Origin of the sequence: Caulobacter sp. D5, assembly GCF_003185805.1 — a bacterium.
In the GTDB taxonomy this organism is placed as follows: Bacteria; Pseudomonadota; Alphaproteobacteria; order Caulobacterales; family Caulobacteraceae; genus Caulobacter.
In genome coordinates, this window is sequence record NZ_QHJY01000434.1 from 1 (window position 1) to 2,556 (window position 2,556).

At 70.0% G+C, this 2,556-nt stretch carries 2 protein-coding genes and 1 pseudogene; 1 reads left to right on the forward strand and 2 read right to left on the reverse strand.

Annotated elements, in window-relative coordinates; all coding sequences use genetic code 11:
* Positions 1 to 461, forward strand: a pseudogene (locus DMC18_RS22940) (DEAD/DEAH box helicase); the annotation flags it as partial.
* Positions 462 to 607: 146 nt separating this feature from the next.
* Here the strand turns inward: DMC18_RS22940 and DMC18_RS22945 are convergent.
* Positions 608 to 1,786 (reverse strand): NAD(P)/FAD-dependent oxidoreductase, encoded by a 1,179-nt coding sequence (locus DMC18_RS22945; protein ID WP_110121883.1) that lies wholly within the window; start codon positions 1,784 to 1,786, stop codon positions 608 to 610.
* 68 nt (positions 1,787 to 1,854) lie between these two features.
* A partial coding sequence (locus DMC18_RS22950; RefSeq protein ID WP_233248260.1) for a methyl-accepting chemotaxis protein occupies positions 1,855 to 2,556 on the reverse strand: 702 nt, incomplete at its 5' end.

Genomic DNA, 2,556 nt, shown 5'->3' on the forward strand with positions numbered 1-2,556 from the left:
CGCGTCCGCCGCGCAACTACGATGACGCGCCGCGCGGCCCCCGCGCCAACGCCCCCGGCTCGCGCGACCACACCCCGCGTCCGGGCGGCTACGACCGCGACGGCGTGAGCAGCGCCAAGCCGTATGGCCGTGGCGATGAGCCCAAGGGCGACTACAAGCCGCGTCCGCCCCGGGACGACAAGCCCCGCGACTTCAAGCCGCGCGATCGTGACGCCGCTCCGCGCCCGTACTCGCCGATCGAAAGCGACGGCGCGCCGAAGCGGGCCTACAAGCCCCGCGCCGACAACGCCGACGGCCCGCGCGAATACAAGCCCCGCGCGCCCAAGGCGTTCGGCGACGCCCCGGCCAAGCCCTACAAGGCCAAGCCGGCCTTCGGCGACAAGCCCGCGTTCAAGGGTCCCAAGCCCTTCAAGGGCAAGAGCGACTTCGCCGGCAAGCCCAAGCCGTTCAAGAAGAAGTAGCGAGCACTTCACCTTCCCCCTTGATGGGGGAAGGTGACCCCGAAGGGGGCGGATGGAAGTGACTACGACGGCGCCGTCGAGACGACGTCAGACGCTGTAGTCACCCCCATCCCCGGCCCTTCCCCCATCGAGGGGGAAGGGAGACTTCAGACTTCCTGCCCGGCGCACCACCCCGACGCCCAGGCCCACTGGAAGTTGTACCCGCCCAGCCAGCCGGTGACGTCGACGACCTCGCCGATGAAGTAGAGCCCAGGCACGGCCTTGGCGGCCATGCTCCGGGAATCGAGCGCGTCGGTATCGACGCCGCCCAGCGTCACTTCCGCCGTACGATAGCCCTCCGAGCCGACCGGCTTGAAGGTCCAGGCATTGACCACGGCCGCGACGCGAGCCAGCACCTTGTCCGAGCAGTCGGCGATGTTGCCGGTGACGCCCTCGTCCTCGACGATCTTCAGGGCCAGGCGCTTGGGCACGATCTCACCGAGCACGGTGTGCAGGGCCCGGCGGCCGTTGGCGGCGCGCTCGGCTTTCAGCGTCGCGAAGACATCGGTCCCCGGCGCCATGTCGACGACGATCTCACCGCCCTCGCGCCAGTAGGACGAGATCTGCAGGATCGACGGCCCCGACAGGCCCCGGTGCGTGAACAGCATGCCTTCCCGGAACTTGGTCTTGCCGCTCTTGACCACGGCGTCCACCGAGACGCCCGACAGCGGCGAGAGGCGTTCCAGGGTGCGGGCCTCGAAGGTCAGCGGCACCAGCGCCGGCCGGGTCTCGACGATGGCGAGGCCGAACTGGCGGGCGATGTCGTAGCCCAGGCCCGTCGCGCCCATCTTCGGGATCGACTTGCCGCCGGTGGCGACGACCAGCGAGGCGCAGGCGACGGGTCCGCTGGACAGCCGAACGACGAAGCCCTCGCCGTCCTTGGCGACGCCCTCGACGCTCGTCTCGAGCCGCAATACGACGCCGGCCTGCTCCATCTGGTCCAGCAGCATGCCGATGATGTCCTTGGCGGAGTCGTCGCAGAACAGCTGGCCGAGGGTCTTTTCGTGGAAGTCGATCCCATACTTGCGGACCAGCGCGATGAAGTCGGTCGGCCGATAGCGGCGCAGGGCCGAGACGCAGAACTTCGGATTGGCCGACAGGAAGTTAGCCGGCGTCGCGCCCATATTGGTGAAGTTGCAGCGGCCGCCGCCGCTGATGCGGATCTTCTCGCCCGGCGCCTTGGCGTGGTCGATGATCAGCACCGAGCGCCCGCGCTTGCCGGCCTCGATGGCGCACATCATGCCGGCCGCGCCGGCCCCGAGCACCACGACGTCGAACTGTTCCAAGATCCGGCCCTTCCAAGTGAGCGCGCCAAGGACGGGCGCGCGAAGGAAAAGTCAATGCGAACCGAACCCTACCCCGCCATCCGGTAGCCGCGCGCCTGCCTCGCGCCCGACACCCGGAACCGTTCCGTCATCTCGACCAGCCCGGCGATCTCGCTCTTCAGGGCGTGGGCGACGGCGTTGGCTTCCTCGACCATGGCGGCGTTCTGCTGCACGCCCTGGTCCATCTGGTTCACGGCCGCATTGACCTCGTTGAGGCCCGTGGCCTGTTCGCCGGCCGAGGCCGCCAGTTCGCGAACCAGGGCGTCGATTTCGCCGACCTTGCAGACGATGCCTTCCAGCGCCTCGCCGGTCTGGCCGACCAGCTTGACGCCCTCATCGACCTGGCGGGCCGAGGTCGAGATCAGGGTCTTGATCTCCTTGGCGGCGTCGGCCGAGCGCTGGGCCAGCGCCCGAACCTCCTGGGCGACGACGGCGAAGCCGCGACCCGCCTCGCCCGCCCGGGCGGCTTCCACGCCGGCGTTGAGGGCCAGAAGATTGGTCTGGAAGGCGATCTCGTCGATGACGCCGATGATCTGGCCGATCTGGCGCGAGGAGGTCTCGATGCCGGTCATCGCCTCGACCGCCCCGCGCACCACCTGCCCCGAGCGCTCGGCGTCGCCGCGGGCCGAGCCGACCACGCGAGCGGCCTCGCCCGCGCCCTGCGAGGCGCGGCGGACGGTGGCGGTGATCTCGTCGAGGGCGGCGGCGGTCTCTTCCAGGCTGGCGGCCTG